11 protein-coding genes and 1 pseudogene are annotated in these 16,327 nt (G+C 46.4%); 9 read left to right on the top strand and 3 right to left on the bottom strand.

All coding sequences use genetic code 11. The annotated features are described in order from the left end of the window. Window positions 1-377 (bottom strand): annotated as a pseudogene (locus BM241_RS09315) (hypothetical protein); the annotation flags it as partial. A gap of 15 nt (window positions 378-392) precedes the next feature. Then, complete coding sequence (locus BM241_RS09310; RefSeq protein WP_092282602.1) at window positions 393-1,568, bottom strand: hypothetical protein; 1,176 nt, start codon at window positions 1,566-1,568, stop codon at window positions 393-395. A gap of 595 nt (window positions 1,569-2,163) precedes the next feature. On the opposite strand from BM241_RS09310, the gene BM241_RS09305 reads away from it, so the two are divergent. The 8 genes from BM241_RS09305 (at window position 2,164) to BM241_RS09270 (ending at window position 12,803) form a co-directional block, all read left to right on the top strand. After that, window positions 2,164-3,519 (top strand): efflux RND transporter periplasmic adaptor subunit, encoded by a 1,356-nt coding sequence (locus BM241_RS09305; RefSeq protein ID WP_092282601.1) that lies wholly within the window; start codon window positions 2,164-2,166, stop codon window positions 3,517-3,519. A gap of 144 nt (window positions 3,520-3,663) precedes the next feature. Then, window positions 3,664-6,732, top strand: a complete 3,069-nt coding sequence (locus tag BM241_RS09300) for an efflux RND transporter permease subunit (protein WP_092282600.1) — start codon at window positions 3,664-3,666, stop codon at window positions 6,730-6,732. A gap of 134 nt (window positions 6,733-6,866) precedes the next feature. Then, window positions 6,867-7,367: a hypothetical protein gene (locus tag BM241_RS09295; protein WP_092282599.1), complete on the top strand. Its 501-nt coding sequence runs from the start codon at window positions 6,867-6,869 to the stop codon at window positions 7,365-7,367. A gap of 35 nt (window positions 7,368-7,402) precedes the next feature. Next, window positions 7,403-8,344, top strand: coding sequence for an AEC family transporter (locus BM241_RS09290; RefSeq protein ID WP_092282598.1), 942 nt, complete (start codon window positions 7,403-7,405; stop codon window positions 8,342-8,344). A gap of 105 nt (window positions 8,345-8,449) precedes the next feature. Beyond that, the gene (locus BM241_RS09285) at window positions 8,450-9,673 is read left to right on the top strand and encodes a Gfo/Idh/MocA family protein (protein ID WP_092282597.1); all 1,224 of its coding nucleotides are present in this window, start codon (window positions 8,450-8,452) and stop codon (window positions 9,671-9,673) included. Continuing rightward, window positions 9,670-10,659 carry a Gfo/Idh/MocA family protein gene (locus BM241_RS09280; RefSeq protein WP_092282596.1) on the top strand — a complete coding sequence of 330 codons (990 nt, stop codon included), beginning with the start codon at window positions 9,670-9,672 and terminating at the stop codon, window positions 10,657-10,659. The genes BM241_RS09285 and BM241_RS09280 overlap by 4 nt, the downstream gene beginning before the upstream one ends. A gap of 244 nt (window positions 10,660-10,903) precedes the next feature. Next, on the top strand, window positions 10,904-11,650 hold the full coding sequence (locus BM241_RS12805; RefSeq protein ID WP_242948359.1) for an acyltransferase: 747 nt from the start codon (window positions 10,904-10,906) through the stop codon (window positions 11,648-11,650). A gap of 226 nt (window positions 11,651-11,876) precedes the next feature. Continuing rightward, the gene (locus BM241_RS09270) at window positions 11,877-12,803 is read left to right on the top strand and encodes an AEC family transporter (RefSeq protein ID WP_092282595.1); all 927 of its coding nucleotides are present in this window, start codon (window positions 11,877-11,879) and stop codon (window positions 12,801-12,803) included. Between the two features lie 4 nt (window positions 12,804-12,807). Here the strand turns inward: BM241_RS09270 and BM241_RS09265 are convergent, their stop codons facing one another. Then, on the bottom strand, window positions 12,808-13,635 hold the full coding sequence (locus BM241_RS09265; RefSeq protein ID WP_025747607.1) for an AraC family transcriptional regulator: 828 nt from the start codon (window positions 13,633-13,635) through the stop codon (window positions 12,808-12,810). Between the two features lie 266 nt (window positions 13,636-13,901). Here BM241_RS09265 and BM241_RS09260 point away from each other — a divergent pair, with 266 nt between their 5' ends. Further along, window positions 13,902-15,974, top strand: a complete 2,073-nt coding sequence (locus tag BM241_RS09260) for a beta-galactosidase (RefSeq protein WP_394328181.1) — start codon at window positions 13,902-13,904, stop codon at window positions 15,972-15,974. Window positions 15,975-16,327: the final 353 nt, after the last annotated feature.

The raw sequence follows: 16,327 nt of genomic DNA, 5'->3' as shown, positions 1-16,327 counted from the left end.
CGCAAAGCAAGCACGAACATAAGCATACCGACGGCCGTAGTCAAAAAGCCGGATATAGCGCTCACCAGAACTTTGGACATCGAATAGTTCCGTATGCCCGTCCGCACAATCCAGAATCTGACGGCACGTTCCTGCCATTCTGTGGCAAAGGTTGTCGCAAAGGGAAACAGCGGTAAGATGCTCGCTATAATAAGCATGCTTGCGGTTCCACTTATACCCAATCCAAGAGGGTATAACACATCCCGGGCAAATTTTATCTGACCCCAGGAAGCTATAAACAACACCAATGCAACACCGCACGCGCTGAGAAGAAATCGTATTGAAAGTATTGCCCGGCGTAAATCAGCGGCTAAAAGATAGAAAAACTGTTTCATCATATCTCCCTGCCTTCGCTACTCTATTCTATCGCCAGTAATGGCGTTTACTACATAGTAGCTGTATGAATCGTATGAATACACATTACCGTCCGCCTGATTCGTAAATTTCACAGTTTCTACAATGCGGAAGACCCAGGCCGGAATCAGTTCATAGTAGCCGTCCTCTGTCTTAACCCCCACATAGCACAGCTCCATGGACTCGACAATTGTTTCATTTTCCAGTATAATCTCCGAGTAATCATCTATTACTACCTGCAAAGCCTTTGCCGCGCTGATCAGCGGTTTATTCTCTCCGCCCTCAACAATATCAAGCAGATCAATAGCATAAATATCTCTCACTCCGTCCTTGGTATAAAAGACTTCAACAGAGGTTACCGGTATCGTTTCACCAAAAGTTGCGTCTTTCCAGTGAATGTTTACAACGGGTATGCCATCGATTACCTGCCGGAAGAAGAACACATAACACTCGTCATCCTTAGAGAAAGTGATTTCTTCTTTTCCGCCTGCTGCTTTGTAAAGCTCATAATGCTTTAGCATGGTTTCCAAATCCATCGAATAGGCTTCCGCAACCTCAAGCTCGGGAAATCCCAGGGTATCGTATAGAAGCTCCTCTACTGCTGCAAGGGCATCCTTGTAGCTCATAAAAGATAGATCTGCAAAGGATGCATAATCGCTTTTTAAGTCATATTTCCATCTTTGTGCGATGATATCATCCGGCGGTCCCGGAGCAACTCTTATAACCGTTCCATGCTTATTCCTTATCCGCTCCCCATTTATAACCACTGAATAACTAAGACCGCCTACAACTCCAGAATCAATCCCAAAGCTTTTGCCTCCGTCAAAAACATAGAGATGTTCCTTAAATGTCTCGTCGCCGGTTTCAAAATACGGTCCCTCGGCATATACTTTTGTCGATACGCTCTCTCTCTTCAGCAGTTTTTCAGCGACTTCGTTAGCATCAAGCTCCAGGGGCACTGCTTTATATATTCTAGCAGAATCTACGGATTTGACATCTGCTGCGTCAAACCCAATAGAGAAATTATCCGGCAAATCCACCGTTTGCAGGAAGGTTCTCAAGTCCATAATTTCCAGCAGTTCTTCAAGACGTTCTTTATTCACCTGCAGTTTTCCACAGGCCGAAGCTGATGTCAATAATACAAGACAAAGCAGCAGTATAAGGGTTTTTTTCACTGCAAATCTCCTTTCTTCCCTATTTGTTTAGGTAATAACAAATTTTTTCCTGTAATTTTATTGCTAAATCCTCCTACCCTTCTTTTTTGTCAACACATATGTCACACCGTTAACAGCGAGGACGACTATCCGGCTCAGGTAAAGTTCCTATCCTCTCTTTTTGGGTTCAAGCAAAACAGCTTAAATAGATATGTATCTTGTTCGTATATATCGTTCTACTACAATAGAATGTATACAATACTATTCTATTATAATAGAAGATAGTTGTCAATGGCAGGTTTGGTTAAACTCTCGAAATATTGTTTTTGTTTTTCAATGGAGTAAAGCCAATGTTTGATGGTATAATAAATAGCGTGGTTTTGGTTTATTGGCTGACTTCTTAATCGAATATAGCTTGAACATCAATTACCTGAAAAATGTGGTAAAATGTTTTCAGGAAATAAAAATGGACAAAACTCAAAAGACAAACCAGACTTCTCATGAGGTCACCACATCATAGGTGGATAGTATTTCGTATGGAAATAATAATATGATTTGCCTTTAAGGCGCCAAAGATAGATATTAATATAGTTCATCAACGAAAGGGGTATAAGGTATGAAGATTAGGGGCAGTAAATTAACTGCATGTTTGGTGGTGCTGATTCTTTTAGCAGGGATTATATCAGGCTGTGCAGCACTTGGAGGCTTGGGCAAAAAGCAAGAGAATGTACAGCAAACGGCTGAAAGCCAAAAAGTGCCGGTTGAAGTGGCAACTGCTCGTGTGGATGCCATCCAGAATGAAAAAGAGTTTTCGGGCGTGCTTAAGCCCATAAATGAAGCCATGGTTATTCCCCAGATACCGGGGAAGGTGTCAAAGGTGCATGTGAAAGTGGGACAGCAGGTCAAAGAAGGGGATGTGCTTATAGAGCTGGAGGCCGGCGATGTTGAACAGCAGATCGCTCAAGCGCAGGCGGCATATGAGGCATCCAAAGCCTCAGTTGAACTGTCCAAGAAAAGGCTGAGTGAGCTGGAGTCCCAGAAGAGCAAGATGGAGGCTGAGATTAGTAAAATTGATAAACAGATCGATGATGCACAAAAGGCGCTGGCCCAAGCTAAACAGGCCATTGAACCTGAGATTGCCAGGCTCGAAGAGATGCGCCAAAAAGGCGCAATTACTGATGAGCAATTCGAGGAGCAGAAGGCCAAGCTGGAAGAACAGTTAAAGCCGCTGCAGGACGGTTTAGAAAAATTGGTCCAGCAAAAAGCGGCTTTGGAGAAGAGCAAACTAGAGATAGAGAGCGCCATAAAGTCCATGCCCTATGACAGCAAGACGCTGGATGCCCAGCTCAATCAAGCCAAAACGGCTTTGGACGCTGCCAAAGGCGCGGCCGACAAGCTAAAGCTCCTCTCGCCAATCGATGGAGTGGTGAGCAGCTTGAGCGTTCAAACAGGGCAGATGGCGGCACAGGCATCGCCGCCCGTTACCGTCATAGATATGACTGCCCTGATTCTTGATATACGCCTGTCCGAATTTGATGTGGTGAAAGTTCAGCCGGGGCAAAAGGTTGACGTGTATGTTGATGCGGCGGGTTCTCAGCCGGTGGAAGGCGTAGTTGAGTGGGTGAGCCCTTCTACCGATCCCAGGAGCCAGGCCTATGGAGTGAGGATAAAGATCGATAATTCGCCTGGAAAGTTGCGTCCCGGCATGTTTGCACGGGCTGGCCTGGTGCTTGACAAAAAGGAGAATGCTGTTGTGGTGCCCAAAAGGGCGATTGTACGGCAAGGGGATAAGGCTTATGTGTTCGTCATTAAAGGTGGCTCGGTGGAGAGAAGAGAGGTACAGGTTGGCATGGATGATGGTGAGAGAATAGAGGTCATTTCGGGTTTGAAGAGCGGTGAGCAGGTTGTTGTAAAGGGGCAGGCCTATCTCAAGGAAGGGCAGGAAGTTGATATAGTTAAGCAGGAAAGTTGAAGGATGCTGTAAATAAGCAAAGTAAGCAGAAGCGCAGTTGCAGCATCATTTATGCAGGGCAAATATATCACGGGTGCAAAATGTGACCTCTGCAATAGATGCAATCAGACATAAAGAGTTAAAAATTCAGGAGGATGGCGTATTATGAACATTGCAGGATTGAGCATTCGCAGACCTGTGACCACCGTCATGGTAGTGCTGATCGTGCTGATTTTAGGGTTTGTTTCGCTGACGCGGCTCAATGTGGACCTGTTGCCCAGCATAAATCTGCCCGTCATGGTGGTGTCGGTGCAGTACAGCGGTGCAGGTCCTGAAGAGGTTGAGAGCATAGTTACCCGGAACATCGAAAGCGTTTTGGCAACAGTCAGCAACCTTGAATCCATGCGCTCGACATCGTCCGAAGGCAGTTCCTTGGTGATCCTTGAATTTGCGCAGGACACCGATATGGACGTGGCGGCACTTGAGGTACGCGAAAAGCTGGACATGATAAGGGGTATGCTGCCGGATGGGGTGTCTGACCCCATAGTGCTCAAGCTTGACCCTAACATGCTGCCCATAATGAGCTTTGCCGTATCACAGGAGGGCAAGACCGACGAAGAGCTGCAGGTGTGGGTGGAGGATGTGCTGAAGCCGCGCATTGAACGCATTGAAGGCGTTGCATCGGTTTCAATTTTGGGTGCAAAGCAAACCGAGGTGAAGGTCATAGTTGACCCGGAGAAGCTCATAAGCTATGGCCTGTCCATGGATCGCGTTGTGAGTGCTTTAAGGGCAGAAAATTTGAACATGCCAGGCGGAGTTGTACAGGACGGGCAGTATGACTTGCTGGTTAGGGTTTCGGGGCAATTTAAAAGCCTTGATGAATTGCTGGATGTGCCCGTTGTGAGCTCTACCGGTACCACCTATCTGCTGAGGGACCTGGCACGGGTTGAAAAGGGCGTAAGGGATGACAGACAGTATTCAAGGGTCAATCAACACGACAGCCTATCCATATCGGTTTACAAGGAGAGCACTGCAAATACCGTCCGCGTGGCTGAAAAGGTAAATCGGGAGATAGAGAGTATAAAGAAGTCCTATCCCGATATATCCGTTATGACCATAGTGGATCAATCGAAATTCATCAAAAGTTCCATTTCGGCTGTAACCAGCAATGCCTATATAGGCGCTATACTGGCCATTGCCATATTATTCATCTTCTTAAAAAATATTACGCCTACCATGGTTATCGCCGTGTCCATCCCCTTTTCGGTGATATCCACTTTTGTCTTGCTGTATTTCAGCGGTATTACCTTGAACATCATATCGCTAGGCGGATTGGCCTTGGGCGTGGGCATGATGGTGGATAACTCCATAGTGGCGCTGGAGAACATCTATCGAATGAGAGAGGAAGGCTTAAGTCCCATCGATGCCGCCGAAAAGGGTACCAACGAGATATCAATGGCCATAGTGGCCTCTACCTTGACGACGGTATGCGTCTTTTTACCCATCGTTTTTACCCGGGGCATGACGGCCGAGATATTCAGGGAGTTGTCCATCACCGTTACATTTTCCCTGCTGGCATCCCTGGTGGTGGCGCTTACCCTGGTGCCCATGCTGGCGTCCAAGCTGGTGACCCGCCAGGGCTTTAGCAAGAAAAATGTTACTGTGGAGCGCGTGACAGAAAAATACAGGCGCATGCTGGAATGGGCCCTGGAGCACAGAAAAACGGTTGTGCTTATCACTGCCGTGGTTTTTGGTATGAGTATTGTACTGCTGCCTCTGGTAGGAGTAGAGTACTTCCCGACGGTGGATCAGGGCCAGATAGAGATTGAGGTCAGGTTGCCTAGAGGAAGCAGTTTTGGTGAAACCCTGGAAGCCGTTCAGAGGGTTGAAAAGATGGTAAGCGAAATTCCAGAGGTTGAGATGGTATGGGCCAGTATAGGAGGGCAGCAGCTGAACGTGGGAATGGGGGTATCTGCTAGGGATCAAGGCAGCATTACGGCCGTATTAAAACCCGTTGGGCAAAGGGACAGGACCACGCAGCAGGTGGGCGAGGAAATAAGGCAAAAGGTCAAGGATATAGCAGGATGCCAGATACAGGTAAACACTGGTGGCGGGTTTGCTGGATTGGGATCGGGCATGATGGGGCCGCCTATATCCATCAGCATAAAAGGCCAGGACCTGGATGTGCTCCGAAAAATATCGGATGATATTGTGAGGGTAGTATCAAGCGTGCCGGGGACCCGTGAAGTGCGTTCAAGCTTCGAGGAAGGTCGTCCGGAGCTCCGCATAATCATAGACAGACAGAGGGCTTCGCAGTATGGGCTCAATGTCGCCCTGGTTTCGTCGGCTGTCCAAAGCCACCTGCAGGGAGTGGTGGCTACCAGATATAAGGAGGAGAGTACAGAGATCGATGTGCGCGTACAGCTCCCAGATGATGGCGTTTTTAAGGTGCAGGATGTCGAGAATGTAATGGTTACTTCACCTTTAGGGATATCGGTCCCCTTAAAGAGCGTGGCCAGGTTTGAGTATGCACAAGGGCCAGTAAGGATTGAAAGGCATGACCAGTCTCGCATGGTCACTGTAAGCGGCGATTATGAAGGTAGAAACTTCGGTGAGGTCATAGAGGACATTCAGGAGCGTCTGGACGATTATCCGCTTCCTGAAGGGTATTTTATAGAGTACGGTGGCGAGCAGGAGCAGCTATCGGAGGCATTTGGCGATCTAAGGCTGGTACTGGTGCTAGGAGTGACCCTTGTATACATGATAATGGCTTCACAGTTTGAATCGCTGGTCCATCCGTTTACCGTTATGTTTACTGTGCCGCTGGCCTTCACGGGGGGGCTGCTGGGGTTGCTGATAGCTGGAAAGCCTTTGAGCGTGCCAGCCTTTCTTGGGTTTATTATGCTGGTAGGGATTGTGGTCAACAATGGCATTGTACTGGTGGACTATATAAACAGGCTTCGTGAAGGTAATGCCGACCTTAAGCTGGCAATAGTGCAGGCTGGGGCTACGAGATTGAGGCCGGTGCTCATGACCAGCTTGACCACCATACTTGGGCTTTTACCGCTTGCGCTGGGGCTTGGGGAAAGCTCCGAACTTCAGGTGCCCCTTGCTGTTACGGTTATGAGCGGACTGACGCTTTCTACATTTCTGACCCTGGTGGTAGTGCCTGTTATATATTCGCTTATTGACGATTTTGGCAGGTGGTTTGGCAGAAAATTGAGGGCGTTATAACATTTAAAGGGGGTGGATGGAAGACAAGTTTCAAATTTACAAACCCCCTTTTTTATGTTATTATGGTGTTAAATTAGAATAATTTTAGGATAACTATTGGGTGAAAGTGTGTACCTTGCGCAGAGGGCGGGTGTTTGTTTTTGAATATAATGCTCAAGTTTATACAATATCTTGCAAAGAAATTTATCGCTATAGCGATTCTGATATGGTTGGCCGTTTTAGTTACCTTTACTGCATATGATTGTGCCAACATATATATTGTGGTCACTGAAGGGATGACTCAGAGGGCTGCTGCAGTGTTGGATGGTCAGGAAAATATTGCCTTGAATAAGTTCTTCACTTCCTCTTATTTGAACTCTGATCCCTTATTAAACAACAATCAGTATGAGGATTTCATCATACAGGATTACAATCTCAAACTTCGTATTAAATGGTTGTGGGTATGGCCGTGGAGTGATTCGGCCAGGGTTGTCATTGAAGAAGAAATTCCTAGAATAGTTGCAAAGCCCAGAAGCCAGGACCAGGAGATCAAAACTCCACCTCCGTGGCAGAATGGGGAGAAGATAATCTTGCTTCAAAAGCGAGCGGGGCTGTGGAAGATAGATGGGATAATATTTAAAAAGCCTCTAAAATAGAATGATTATGATAACTGAAAAGGAGCCTTACAGCTATGGTGGTTTTTGATGCTATACAGTGCGTGCTCAGCATTTTGGCTATGATCTCGATAGGTTATGTGCTCAGCCGTCGGGGTTGGTTTGATGAGCGCGCTTCCGAGCTATTCTCCAAGATGGTGGTCAAAGTGTCTTTGCCCGCTCTGATGATTTCAAATTTACTAACCACCTTCGATAGAGACACGTTGTTCGAAGCGGGGATGGGCATATTCATACCCATGGCATGCATGCTGCTGCTGTACGGGGCGGGGTTGGTGGCAGTAAAATTAATTGGTATACCGCCTCAAAAACGCGGCGTTTTTTTGGCCATGTTTGCCTTTTCAAATACGGTGTTTATAGGGTTGCCGGTCAATATTGCGCTTTTCGGGGAGGAAAGCACTTCTTTTGTGTTGCTGTATTATGTCGCCAATACGGTCTTGTTTTGGACCATTGGAATCAGCGGGATTCAACGCGATGGCATGAATGGCGATGCGCCTTCTATATCCAGCAGGCTCAAGAATTTTCTGTCTCCGCCTTTGATGGGCTTCCTACTGGCCGTTTTATTGATACTGTTGAATGCCAAGCTTCCAAGGTTTGTTATGGACGCATGCAAATACATGGGCAACCTTACCACTCCTCTATCCATGTTATACATAGGCATTGTCATAAACTCCATAACGATGCAGGATGTAAAGTTTGATAAGGACATGTTTATCATATTATTGGGCAGATTTTTGCTGGCTCCATTGTTGATACTGGCTTTTATGTATTATTTGCCTTTGCCTGTCCTTATGAAAAAGGTGTTTGTCATACAGGCGGCAATGCCCACCATGACTCAGATAGCCATTGTGTCTCAGGCTTACAAGGCAGATTACAAGTATGCAGCTGCTATGGTTACGGTGACGACAATGGCCAGCCTTGTTTTCATCCCATTGTACATGTTTGCGCTGAGCAAGATTTAAATTAACGGTGTAGTTAAAATGTGTTGAAGAATAGCTAAATTATTTTATACCTTGTGCAATCGTTTGCAAAATTTAAATATATGCTTTTGTGGAGGGATGATGAAAATGTACAACGATAATCAGGTTTCTATTGTGCTGGTGGGCATCGGGGGATACGGCAATATATACGTCGATGCACTGCTTAGTAATCTTGATCGAGGAGACTTTAAAATTGTAGGGGCGGTTGACCCTAGGCCGGAAGGATGCCGCAATCTGCACAAGATTAAAGAGAGGGGGATCCCCATTTTTTCCTCAATGGAAGAGTTTTATGCCAGCTTTAAAGCTGATTTGGCCATCATATCAACCCCTATTCATTTTCATTGCAGTCAAACCTGTTATGCTCTATCCCAGGGGAGCAATGTGTTGTGCGAAAAGCCGGTGAGTGCAACCATTCAGGAAGCTCGACAGATGATGGAGGCTAGGGATCGTGCCGGGAAAATCGTTGCAATCGGCTATCAATGGTCATACACCGATGCCATACGCGCCCTTAAAAAGGATATTCAATCGGGCTTGTTCGGCAGGCCCAAGAGGTTCAAAACGATCGTGCTGTGGCCCAGAGATCGGGATTACTACCGTCGGGGCTGGGCTGGTAAACTTAAGGATGCAGAAGGCAGGTGGATACTGGACAGTGTCGCCAACAATGCAACAGCTCATCATCTGCACAACATGTTTTACGTATTGGGCAAGGAGGAGAGTGAGAGCGCCAGGCCCGCTCAACTTACGGCGGAACTCTATCACGCTAATAACATTGAAAACTTCGATACCGCTGCCGTCAGGATATTTACCGAAGAAGGCGTAGAATTGCTTTTTTATGTCACACATGCCGTTACCGAGACCGTGAATCCCACTTTTTGCTTCGAATTTGAAAAGGCAAGGGTGGTATATGGGCCATTAGAGGGCGAAAGCGACAATATATTAGCTGTATTTAATGATGGCACCTGCAAAGTTTACGGCAATCCCGAAAAAGAAAAGATAAAGAAGCTGTGGATGACTATAGAGGCGGTTAAGGGTGTACAGCATGTGGTGTGCGGCATAGAAGCGGCTACTTCTCAGACCCTGTGCATCAACGGCATGCAGGAGTCTGTGCCGCGTATACCTTATTTCCCGGGAAATTTGATCAAGTATGACGAAAACACAAAAGTAACCTGGGTGGAAGGGTTAAACGATGTTCTGAAGGGATGTTATCAGGAATGGAAGCTGCCGCATGAAATTGGCGTGGAATGGGCTAAAGCCGGAAAGACAATGGATTTGAGGGGATATCAGTATTTTAAGGGGGATGATATAGGATGAAAGTCGTTATTATAGGCTCAAGCGGACATTATAATTACGCAATTGAAGGAATAAGGGAGGATAGGGATGTTACTATTGTGGGAGTAGCCCCGGGCTCGGAAGGGGAAGATGTAAGCCCTGCTTATCGAGCGGCGTGTAAGATAGGGCATGTACCCAAGGTATATGATGATTACAGAATCATGCTTGATGAGGTAAAGCCCGACATAGCAGTGGTCAACTGCTTCTTCGGCCACCACGCCAGAGTCACAATGCAGGTGCTTGAACGGGGAATACACGCCTTTGTGGAGAAGCCGGTTGCCACCACCTTCGAGGACCTGGAGCAGCTTAAGGAGGCCCATTCTCGTTCAGGTGTGCACCTTGCGGCCATGTTTGGAATCAGGTATTCTGCCCATTTCATTACGGCATGGAACCTGGTGAAAGATGGTGTGGTGGGAGAGATACGGCTGATGAATGCTCAAAAATCGTATAAACTCGGCCAGAGAAGCGATTTTTACAAATCCCGCTCAACTTACGGGGGCACCATTCCATGGGTGGGGAGCCATGCCATTGACTGGCTTTACTGGTTCAGCGGCCAAAAATTCGAATCGGTTTTTGCTTCGCATTCTACCAGGTATAACCTTGAGCATGGGGACCTTGAGGTGTCGGCGCTGTGCCACTTCACCTTTTCCAATGAAGTGTTTGGTTCGGTAAGCATAGATTATCTGCGTCCCAAGCAGGCGCCTACCCACGACGATGACCGTTTGCGCCTTGTGGGCACCCGCGGCGTCCTTGAGGTGAGAAACGGCAAGGTGTACCTGATAAACGATGACATAGACGGCATCAGGGAAGTCCCGCTTCTGCCCAAGCAGAACATATTTATCGATTTTTTGAGGCAAATAAGGGGAGAAGGCGAGTGCCTGGTTACTGTTCACGATTCCTTCTATGTGACCGAGGCGTGCTTAAAAGCCAGGCAGTCAGCAGACGAGGGGAAGGTGATACGGTTCTAATTGCCAATTTTAAACTGTGTGTTAAATATGCTTGTACAAAAGGTAAAAGGATGTTAAAATAGAGTTGGCGGATAGGGTATATTGTTCTTCCTATATGGCTTACAAATCGAGGGAGGGTTAGTAGGGATATTAGCACTAGTATTAGTAGTAGAGTTTTGTTAATATCCTAACTTTATTTGTGTTCAGCGGACCCCACCTATCTAGCTGAGAGAGTCGGTACATAAGGTAGGAAGGGTGAAAAACTATGTACGATAATGGAATGGAAATTGGAGTTGAGCGTAGGTATAGTCCATGGTGGGAGTTCCGCTGGTTTAAAGAGTCGAAAATAGGAAAAATATGGAGGATTATTTGGAGTAATCCAAAGCTCATTTTCAATGCCATTTATAGCTTTTTTATGGGCCTGAGGCTTTTTGGGATCAAATTCTATAGGTTTCCGATTATCGTTGATGTGGGAAGCAAGATCAGGAAATCACGTAAGGCCAGGTTGCAGATAAATGGGCGGCTATATTTAGGTGGAAGATACATTGGCGAGCAGAGCGGTAATGGAGCTTATTTGAAGCTGTCCAGAAATTCAACCTGTCATATAGAAGGCAGAGTGAAGCTGGGCCCGGGAGTACGGGTGATTTTGGAGCCGGGAGCTAATCTGACCATAGGGGACAATACCTATATAACTGCTTCGTCGGTTATACACTGTGCGACCGGTATTAGCATTGGAAGGGACTGCGCCATCGCGTGGGGTACAACCATCCTGGACACCGATTTCCATACCATTATCTACGAGGATGGAGAGCAGAATTCCATAAGCAAACCCATAAAGATAGGGGACAAGGTATGGATAGGATGCAATTGCACTATTTTGAAAGGGGTAACCATAGGCGATAATTGCGTGATTGCCGCAAATTCCCTTGTAAATAAGGATGTTCCGCCAAATTCTCTGGTGGCAGGCAATCCCGCAAGGGTGATCAGGACGGGCATCAGCTGGCGCGCGTAAGTTGAGGTGGATAGATACGAGCGATTCATTCAATTGATGATTCTGATATTTGACGCATAGTCAGCCTTGGCTGTGTAAGATATATACAAGAGTTTGCAAGGAGTGACATTATATTTGTCACTCCGTTTTTTGTTAAATTTAAGGCTGGTTGAATGCCACGTTGTTTTGATGCTACAATGGTAACTGTTGAACGGCTGTAAGTGGACAGGAAAGGGGTTTTAAATAGATGCTGCTACATATACTGCTTCATAATATTGCTCCCGTGTTTTTTCTAATCAGCTTGGGTTACATATTGGGAAAGGGGTTTCGGCTGGATATCCGTTCCCTCAGCAAGATAAGCATATATGTGCTGGTCCCCTCTACAATGATCGTAAAGATGTACGAGACTGGGGTTGATATTAAGCTTTTGATGCCGGCGTTTTTCACTGTTGCGTTTGTCTTAATCCTTTCTGTTGTAAGCATAATCCCGGCCAGGTTAAGAGGCTATTGCGATTCAAGAAAAAACGCCTTTAAGAATGCAATAATGTTTTACAATTCAGGCAATTTTGGTTTGCCCTTGATAAGCCTGGTGTTTGCCAATACGCCTATGCTCGAATACGCGGTATCGAATCAGATCATGGTCATGATGAGCCAGAATTTGCTAAATTACACTCTGGGGTTTTATAATGCGGCAAGGGGGAAGATGGATTTAAAATCCGCTGTTAAGGCGGTTTTTAAAATGCCTACAGTTTATACTATTTTGCTGGTGTTGTTGCTAAAAATAATTCCCTATGATGTGCGAAAGTTTTTCCTGTGGCCGGCTGTGGTGTATGCAAGCGACGCTATGATTGCGGTTAATCTGCTGATACTGGGCATTCAGCTGTCGTCGGTGAGCTTCAATTTTAAGGACTTTGACGTTTATTTGGCGGCTTTTATGCGGCTGTGCGTGGCGCCTTTACTGGCGTATTTATTAATTATAGCTTTCAGAATTAGCGGCGTGATGGCCAAGACGCTTCTTATAGCCGGGGGGCTGCCCACCGCTGTAAATACGGTATTGATCGCGGTGGAGTTTGAAAATGAGCACCAGTTTGCTACCCAGACGGTGGTTGTAACGACTCTGCTTTGCCTTTTCACGCTGCCCGTGGTGATATTCTTTGCCCAAAGGGCTTTCTGATGCTTCAGGTTGCACCGTGGATCTTTTTAAATTCCATGGGCGTGACTCCCTCGTATTTTTTAAACACGGCACAGAAATAGCTGGTATCGCTATAACCCACCTTCTGCGCGATTTCATTTATGGTAGCGCCGGGTACCTGTATGAGGTGCTCCTTGGCTTTTTGAATTCTAAGCCTTGTCAGATACTGGAACGGCGTCATGTGAAAAGTGCGCTTAAAAAGGCGGCACAGGTGATGTGGGCTGACCTTTATTATAGACGCCATGTCGTTTAGGCAGGGGCTCAAAAAATAGTTTTGTTCCATGTAATTGATGACTGGCTGGAGCTGCCTGTATGGTGCGGAAGTATTTGATGATGACTCCGTATGAGTGCAGGCCCTGAGTTTTACCAAAAACTGGTAGAGCAGCGAAGAACATTCCACTAGCTTAAGCGGGCTTTCAGAGCATATCGAGAGATATATCTCATCCAGCATCCTGTTGAGGGTTTGCAGGGATGATATGTGGAAAACGTTCCATTTGCCCATGTTTAGCAGGTCGAGCAATGGGTCAAGGGCTGGTCCATCGAATGTGAGCCAGTGGGTGGTCCAGGGTTCTGTGACGGCAAAATACTCATGAGGTATATTGGGACAAAGAAAAAAGCCCATTTCCTCGGAGATTCGGTATTCATTTCCTGCGATGATTAACTTTCCGGCTCCCTTGATGCAGTGAAGCCATTGGTAATACGGAAGCCCTGATGGCCTTATGATGTGTTCTTGATTTTGCTGTATTCCCACGCCTTTAACGTGAAATGGGAGCTTGTCTTCTTCTCCTGTAACCATTGCAAAGACTGTTTTCATGAGAAATTACCCCCCCTATAGATCAATATAGCCATATACGCATCAATATATTGAGATTGAATTTGAACTTTGGACAATATACAATATCAATATAGTTATATTATAAGAATTTAACTGCGATTTACAAGAGGGACTAGGCTTGCACCAGTTGACATTAAACTTTAGGCATTTGCTGTTGCTGTGGCAAATAAATAGGGCTTTGAGGAATGGGATAATCTAAAATTGGTGGAAACGATTTGCCAGCGATAAAAATTTTTTGAGAGGTGATGTTTATGAAACCGATGAAGTATCCCCCTATAAACCCAAAGTTTCCGCATTTTCTCCATGGCGGTGACTACAATCCTGATCAATGGAAACATACGCCAGAGGTATGGGATGAAGACATGCGCCTTATGAAGTTAGCCCATTGCAATGTGATGTCGGTGGGGATCTTTTCCTGGGCCAGCTTAGAGCCTGAAGAAGGTAAGTTCGAGTTTGGATGGCTAGATACCATTATGGACAAGCTGGCTGAGAACGGCATTTATGCCATTTTAGCTACTCCCAGCGGGGCAAGGCCTGCCTGGCTTGCTGCCAAATATCCAGAGGTGCTCCGCGTTTTGCCCAACCGCGTGAGAATACTGTTTGGAGGGCGACACAACCACTGCTATACCTCGCCTGTGTATCGTGAAAAGACGCGCCTTATAAATCAAAAGCTGGCCGAGCGCTACAAGGACCACCCTGCCCTTCTGGCATGGCATGTATCCAATGAATATGGGGGCGAATGCCACTGTGAGCTGTGCCAGCAGGCTTTCAGGGAGTGGCTGAAGAAGAAGTATGACAATGATCTGGATAAGCTCAACCGTGCGTGGTGGACGGGTTTTTGGAGCCATACATATACCGATTGGGACCAAATACAGTCGCCTGCACCTCATGGAGAAGGGTCTATCCATGGACTCAATTTGGATTGGAAGCGGTTTGTAACGCATCAGACCATTGAGTTCATGAAAAACGAGATTGCCCCATTGCGCGAAATCACGCCAAATGTTCCTGTCACCACCAATTTTATGGGGACATATACTGGGCTGAATTATTGGAAATTTGCTCCTGAGCTCGATGTGATTTCATGGGATAACTATCCAAGATGGCACGGTGAGGAGCCTGACTGGGAACTGGCTTATAAGGTGGCCTTTGTGCATGATATAAACCGTTCTCTAAAGGGCGGAAAGCCTTTTATGCTAATGGAAAGCACGCCCAGTATGACCAACTGGCAGCCGGTGGCTAAGCTGAAGCGGCCGGGCATGCACCTCTTGTCGTCCATACAGGCGGTAGCTCACGGTTCGGATACGGTGCAATATTTCCAATGGCGAAAAAGCAGGGGATGTGTGGAGAAATTCCACGGTGCAGTGGTTGACCACTGCGGCCATGAGAATACGCGCGTCTTTAGAGACGTTGCAGAAGTGGGTAAGGTGCTTGAGAAGCTGGATCCTATCATAGGTACGACGGTAAGGCCTGAAGTTGCGATAATCTATGACTGGGAAAACCGGTGGGCAATAGACGATGCACAGGGGCCACGGCGGGAGAAGAAGGACTATCTGTTGACCTGCCAGTCTCATTACAGGCCATTCTGGGAAAATGGCGTGCCCGTGGATGTTATAGATATGGACTGCGATTTTTCGGGTTACAAGTTGCTCGTCGCCCCCATGCTGTACATGGTACGTCCGGGAGTGGCTGAGAGGATAGAGAAATTTGTGGAAGAGGGAGGTACATTTGTAACCACATACTGGAGCGGCATTGTAGATGAGAATGACCTTTGCTTCCTTGGAGGGTTCCCCGGGCCTTTGAGGAAGGTGACAGGAATATGGTCTGAGGAGATAGATGCGCTATATGACCACGATGTGAACCATGTGGTGCTGAAGGATGACAATCCACTGGGGCTTAAAGGCGAGTATGAGGCCAGGGAACTGTGCGATTTAATACACGCCGAGACTGCTGAGGTGCTGGCCACTTACAAGAGCGATTTCTATGCCGGCAGGCCGGCTCTGACGGTAAATTCCTTTGGTAAGGGCAAGGCGTATTATATTGCATTTAGGAACAACGGGGATTTCCTCACCGATTTTTATGGAGCGCTCATCAGGGAGCTAAATCTTAAGAGGGCAGTTGATACTGAGCTGCCGCAGGGAGTAACGGCACAGATGCGCACAGATGGGGAAAGGGTTTTCGTTTTCATACTCAATTTTGTGCCCGAAGAGAGGCAAGTGGACCTCAAAGATATGCGGTTTAAGGATATGATAACTGGTGAAGATATTACAGGCCGTATATCACTTCCGCCATATGGGGTGAAGATTTTAGAGAGGTTGTAATAAAGTTGTAATAAAAATATATGAAAAAGGGATGGCAATATCAGGCCATCCCTTTTTTGTGATATATAGGGGCTAAAACATACTGCACTTTCTTCTATAGTACGCTGTGCCTTTTTGGCTTGTTTTACGGTAATTATAGGCAGTATGTAGTGCAATCTTGTCTTAATTGAGCAGGGGAAGGTCTCATCTTATATAAAATTGGCTTATATAAAATTGGGATGAATTATAAAAAGGAATATGATAAAATATTTTTGAATAATACAACGCGTATCCGGCGAGGGGACATGATAGAGCTCTCCATATAGACTGGGAGAGAAACACATTAAAGAAAATCTCTAGTGGTTGATATATAG

This window comes from Caldicoprobacter faecalis (assembly GCF_900115765.1).
GTDB classification, from domain to species: Bacteria; Bacillota; Clostridia; order Caldicoprobacterales; family Caldicoprobacteraceae; genus Caldicoprobacter; species Caldicoprobacter oshimai.
The sequence above is the reverse complement of the archived record's forward strand: the minus strand, read 5'-3'. Positions and strand labels throughout refer to the sequence as shown.

What these genes read in the sequence shown, in the direction of transcription:
- BM241_RS09305 (WP_092282601.1), top strand. Translation starts at nt 2,164, where the DNA reads ATGAAGATTAGGGGCAGTAAATTAACTGCATGTTTGGTGGTGCTGATT.
- BM241_RS12805 (WP_242948359.1), top strand. Translation starts at nt 10,904, where the DNA reads ATGTACGATAATGGAATGGAAATTGGAGTTGAGCGTAGGTATAGTCCA.
- BM241_RS09260 (WP_394328181.1), top strand. Translation starts at nt 13,902, where the DNA reads ATGTTTATGAAACCGATGAAGTATCCCCCTATAAACCCAAAGTTTCCG.
- BM241_RS09270 (WP_092282595.1), top strand. Translation starts at nt 11,877, where the DNA reads ATGCTGCTACATATACTGCTTCATAATATTGCTCCCGTGTTTTTTCTA.
- BM241_RS09280 (WP_092282596.1), top strand. Translation starts at nt 9,670, where the DNA reads ATGAAAGTCGTTATTATAGGCTCAAGCGGACATTATAATTACGCAATT.
- BM241_RS09290 (WP_092282598.1), top strand. Translation starts at nt 7,403, where the DNA reads ATGGTGGTTTTTGATGCTATACAGTGCGTGCTCAGCATTTTGGCTATG.
- BM241_RS09300 (WP_092282600.1), top strand. Translation starts at nt 3,664, where the DNA reads ATGAACATTGCAGGATTGAGCATTCGCAGACCTGTGACCACCGTCATG.
- BM241_RS09285 (WP_092282597.1), top strand. Translation starts at nt 8,450, where the DNA reads ATGTACAACGATAATCAGGTTTCTATTGTGCTGGTGGGCATCGGGGGA.
- BM241_RS09265 (WP_025747607.1), bottom strand. Translation starts at nt 13,635, where the DNA reads ATGAAAACAGTCTTTGCAATGGTTACAGGAGAAGAAGACAAGCTCCCA.